A 4,367-nucleotide genomic window follows, 5' to 3' on the forward strand; every position below is an offset into this window, starting at 1 on the left:
AATCCGGCCGATGAAGAGTGGGATGTAAAAATTAATCAGCTGGGCAGTAAAGTCAATTGGGCAATCAATTCCCAATGGACCTCTTTTCTCAGTTATTATTATGATCTGGATTATAATCACGCCTACGAGAGTATTATTGGCTTTAAATATCAGTCATGCTGTTGGGCAATCAGTTTCTCCTACGAGCAGTACATGGAAGCATCTGCTGAGGAAGAAGATTATGAAACAGAGCAGAGCTTTAAAGTGAACTTTGAACTGACTGGATTAGGCGGCGCTGGAAGCAGCACCAGTAATGACAGTTTGTTCGATTACGGTCGCCCTTTTTACTTACAATAATGGAAAAAAAATGAAAGTTATCAAACATATTCTTCTGCCTTTAATTTTTGTCTCATTAAGTGCGACGCAGGCGTTTGCCCAAAGCGTATCATTAGACAAAATAGAAGCTGTTGTTAATCAAGAGGTTATTTTAAGTAGTGATGTGCAGCGTATGGAGCAGGAAATTCGCGAGCGCTACAAAAATAGCGATCAACCATTACCGGCTGGCGATGAACTAACCAGACAGATTCTGGACAAACTGATCAGTGACCGTCTGCAATTACAAATTGCCAAGCGGATCGGATTGCGCATAAATGATGCGCAACTGCAGCAGACACTACAGCAAATAGCTCAAAAAGAGGGCCTGACACTTGCGCAGCTGCAGTCTCGGCTTGAAAAACAGGGCAAAAATTATAGTGCATTTGTTGATAATATCCGTGACGAATTAACCATCAATGAAATTCGTCAAATTGAGATTCGCCGCCGTATAACTATTTCTGATCAGGAAGTTGAACAGATGGTAAAACGGATTAATGCAGCCGGACAAAAAAATACCCAGTTTAATTTTGCTCATATTATGCTTAGGTTAGATAAGGACAGTTCGCCCCAGGAGCAGCAACGCGTAGAGCAAAAAGCTCAGGAACTGCTCAACAAAATTAAGCGTGGCGATGATATTTCCCAGTTAGCGATTCTTAACTCTCAAGGTCCGAAAGCATCTGAGGGCGGAGATTGGGGCTGGAGAACAATCAATGAAATGCCAACCTTATTCGCAAATTTATTTAATGAACAAAGTACCACTAAAGGTGATGTGATCGGCCCGTTTAAATCAGATCTTGGTGTGCATATCATTAAAATACTGGATATAAAAGGCGCTGCAAGCGTGATGACGGCTGAAGTCAATGCACGACATATCCTGATCAAATCCAATATCATTCTAAGCGACGAGAAAGCAGAACAATTATTAAGCGGTTACCGTCGTGATATTATAAGTGGCAGAAAAACCTTTGCCGCGCTGGCTAAAGAGTTTTCTCAGGATCCGGGCTCTGCTGTTAGAGGTGGCGAACTGGGCTGGGCAGATCCCAATATGTACGTTCCTGAGTTCAGAGATTTATCACTTTCCCTGCCTATTGGAGAGATCAGTCAGCCATTTCGCACCATGCATGGCTGGCACATTCTGGAAGTTATCGGTAAACGTGAATCAGATACCACAGTACAAGCTACCAAGCAAAAGGCTTACAGCATGTTATTTCAGCAGCGTTTTCCGGCAGAAGTTTACGCCTGGATGAATGAGATTCGTCAGGAAGCCTACATTAAAATAAATAATCCAAAGTATATTATCGAGTAAATGAGAATGGTTAAGCGTTTAATTATCACTGCCGGTGAACCGGGCGGTATTGGTCCGGACTTAATTCTGCAACTTGCCAGACAATCCTGGCCGGTAGAATTAATTATTTGTACAGACAAAAACTTATTAGCTGAACGCGCAGCTTTACTGAATGAAAAAGTAAGTCTGCTTGATTATGATCAGCTAGTGCCTGCTCAGGCCAGTCAGGCCGGCACATTAAAGGTCGCTCATATTGCACTACAGGCACCGGTTGAGGCCGGAAAATTAAATAGCCTCAATGCACAATTTGTTTTAGATACCCTTACCCTGGCCAGCCGGGGCTGCTTATCCGGCGAGTTTTCAGCACTGGTCACGGGCCCGGTTCATAAAGGTATTATCAACGAAGCAGGTGTCGCCTTTAGCGGTCATACTGAATTTTTTGCCGAGCAAGCCAATGTTGATCTGGTGGTGATGATGCTGGCAACAACGGGCCTGCGTGTCGCACTGGTGACAACACACCTGCCTTTAGCCGATGTTTCCGCCGCGATTACCGAATCCCGTTTAACAACAATAATTCATGTACTGCACCGGGAATTACAGAAAAAATACGCGATTGAAAAACCGCGTATTTATGTTTGTGGTTTAAACCCGCATGCCGGTGAAGGCGGTCATATGGGCCGCGAAGAGATTGAAACAATCGAACCGGCATTGGATAAATTACGTGCGGAGGGGATCAACCTAATCGGCCCCCTGCCGGCAGATACCTTATTTCAGGAAAAATATTTAAGCGATGCAGATGCTGTTTTGGCTATGTATCACGACCAGGGCTTACCTGTTTTAAAATATAAAGGCTTTGGTAAATCGGTCAATATCACCTTAGGCTTACCCTTTATCCGCACCTCAGTGGATCATGGCACCGCATTAGAGTTAGCTGGTACAGGTAAAGCAGATCCAAGCAGCTTATTATGCGCAGTCAATGAAGCCATCACCATGATGCAAAGTACCAACAAATAATAAAAGCACAGTATCAAACATTCAATCATAAAATTTACCCCGGTAAAATTGAGCTGCTTGATACTCTGCAATACGAAACAAGGCAAAATTAAATGAATGATAAAACCCACTTAGGACACACCGCGCGCAAACGTTTCGGGCAGAACTTCCTGCACGATGATTATATTATTGACTCTATTGTTGCGGCCATCGCTCCGCAATGGGAAGATAACATCGTCGAAATCGGTCCCGGATTAGGTGCCTTAACCGAGCCGGTCGCAAGCAAAGTAAAATGTTTAAATGTCGTCGAACTCGACAGAGATTTAGCTGCACGCCTAGCTGAGCATCCGCTACTGGGCGAAAAATTGAAGATAACTCAGGCGGATGCCATGCAGTTTGATTTTGGGCAGTTAGCCAGTGCAGATAAACCACTGCGCGTTTTTGGTAACTTACCCTATAACATCTCTACCCCGCTGATGTTTCATTTATTTGAATATGCAGACAAAATTTCCGATATGCACTTTATGTTACAGAAAGAGGTGGTAAATCGTCTTTGCGCCGGCCCGAACAGCAAAGCCTACGGGCGTTTAACGGTTATGGCACAATATTATTGCCGCGTGATTCCGGTATTGGAAGTGCCGCCAACGGCTTTTAAACCTGCGCCTAAGGTAGACTCTGCAGTTGTTCGTTTAGAGCCTTATGATACCCCGCCCTTTGTCGCAAAAAGCTTAAAGACCCTGAACCAGGTTTGTTCAATGGCATTTAACCAGCGTCGCAAGACCATTCGTAATGGTTTGCGCGATCTGTTAACCGTTGAACAGTTGCAGGAGATTGGCATTGATACAAGCAAACGTGCAGAAAATATCAGCATTCAAGAGTACGTTAATATTGCCAATTATGTTTTTGATTTAAAAGAAAGTTAATAAAGATGGCTACTTATATAGTTGGAGATGTCCACGGCTGCTTTGATGAGCTGCAGGCTCTGTTGGAATTGGCGCAGTTTGATAAAAACAAAGATCAGCTGTGGCTAACCGGGGATCTTATCGGTCGAGGACCAAAATCATTACAGACATTACGTTTTGTTAAAGGCTTAGGGGATGGTGCAAAGATCGTACTGGGCAATCATGAACTGCATCTTCTGGCGATCCATCAGGGGATCCATGCTGAAAAGAACAGTGATCAATTGGGCGCGTTATTAAATGCCCCCGACTGCGATGAATTACTGACCTGGTTACGTTTACAGCCACTTTTTCTGCGCCATCCTGAATGTCATTTTGTGATGGTGCATGCCGGGATCTCACCACAGTGGACTACCAGCCAGGCGGAACAGTACGCCAAAGAGGTGGAAACCATTCTCCATGGAGACCAGTTTAAAGTTTTACTGGAAAAGATGTATGGTAATCACCCTGCCTCATGGTCTGAAAATCTCCAAGGGATTGAGCGCCTGCGTTTTATTATTAACGTCTTGACCAGAATGCGTTACTGCCTGCCGGACGGCTCTCTGGATTTATCCATTAAGCTTGCACCTAAGAAGAGTGATAACCCCCTTCTTAAACCCTGGTTTGAAATTGATACTCTGGATAAAAGCAGCGAAATAACTTTTGGGCACTGGGCTTCATTATTAGGCCAAGTGACAGTTGAAGGCTTTTATGGATTAGATACGGGTTGTGTATGGGGAAATAGTCTGACCATGTTACGCTGGCAAGATAAAAAAATATTTTCTTTAGCTTGCCCG

4 protein-coding genes and 1 pseudogene are annotated in these 4,367 nt (G+C 44.0%); all 5 read left to right on the forward strand.

Annotated elements, in window-relative coordinates; genetic code table 11:
- Window positions 1-336, forward strand: a pseudogene (locus ABZA00_RS16390) (LPS-assembly protein LptD); the annotation flags it as partial.
- Between the two features lie 10 nt (window positions 337-346).
- The gene (surA, locus tag ABZA00_RS16395; RefSeq protein WP_372883225.1) at window positions 347-1,660 is read left to right on the forward strand and encodes a peptidylprolyl isomerase SurA; all 1,314 of its coding nucleotides are present in this window, start codon (window positions 347-349) and stop codon (window positions 1,658-1,660) included.
- A 6-nt stretch (window positions 1,661-1,666) separates the two neighbouring features.
- Window positions 1,667-2,653 carry a 4-hydroxythreonine-4-phosphate dehydrogenase PdxA gene (gene pdxA, locus ABZA00_RS16400; protein WP_372883226.1) on the forward strand — a complete coding sequence of 329 codons (987 nt, stop codon included), beginning with the start codon at window positions 1,667-1,669 and terminating at the stop codon, window positions 2,651-2,653.
- Between the two features lie 92 nt (window positions 2,654-2,745).
- On the forward strand, window positions 2,746-3,555 hold the full coding sequence (gene rsmA, locus ABZA00_RS16405) for a 16S rRNA (adenine(1518)-N(6)/adenine(1519)-N(6))-dimethyltransferase RsmA (RefSeq protein ID WP_372883227.1): 810 nt from the start codon (window positions 2,746-2,748) through the stop codon (window positions 3,553-3,555).
- Window positions 3,556-3,560: 5 nt separating this feature from the next.
- The coding region (locus ABZA00_RS16410) for a symmetrical bis(5'-nucleosyl)-tetraphosphatase (RefSeq protein ID WP_372883228.1) at window positions 3,561-4,367 on the forward strand (807 nt) is incomplete at its 3' end.

Source organism: Psychromonas sp. (assembly GCF_041586535.1).
Taxonomy (GTDB): domain Bacteria; phylum Pseudomonadota; class Gammaproteobacteria; order Enterobacterales; family Psychromonadaceae; genus Psychromonas.

What these genes read in the sequence shown, in the direction of transcription:
- surA (WP_372883225.1), top strand. Translation starts at nt 347, where the DNA reads ATGAAAGTTATCAAACATATTCTTCTGCCTTTAATTTTTGTCTCATTA.
- pdxA (WP_372883226.1), top strand. Translation starts at nt 1,667, where the DNA reads ATGGTTAAGCGTTTAATTATCACTGCCGGTGAACCGGGCGGTATTGGT.
- rsmA (WP_372883227.1), top strand. Translation starts at nt 2,746, where the DNA reads ATGAATGATAAAACCCACTTAGGACACACCGCGCGCAAACGTTTCGGG.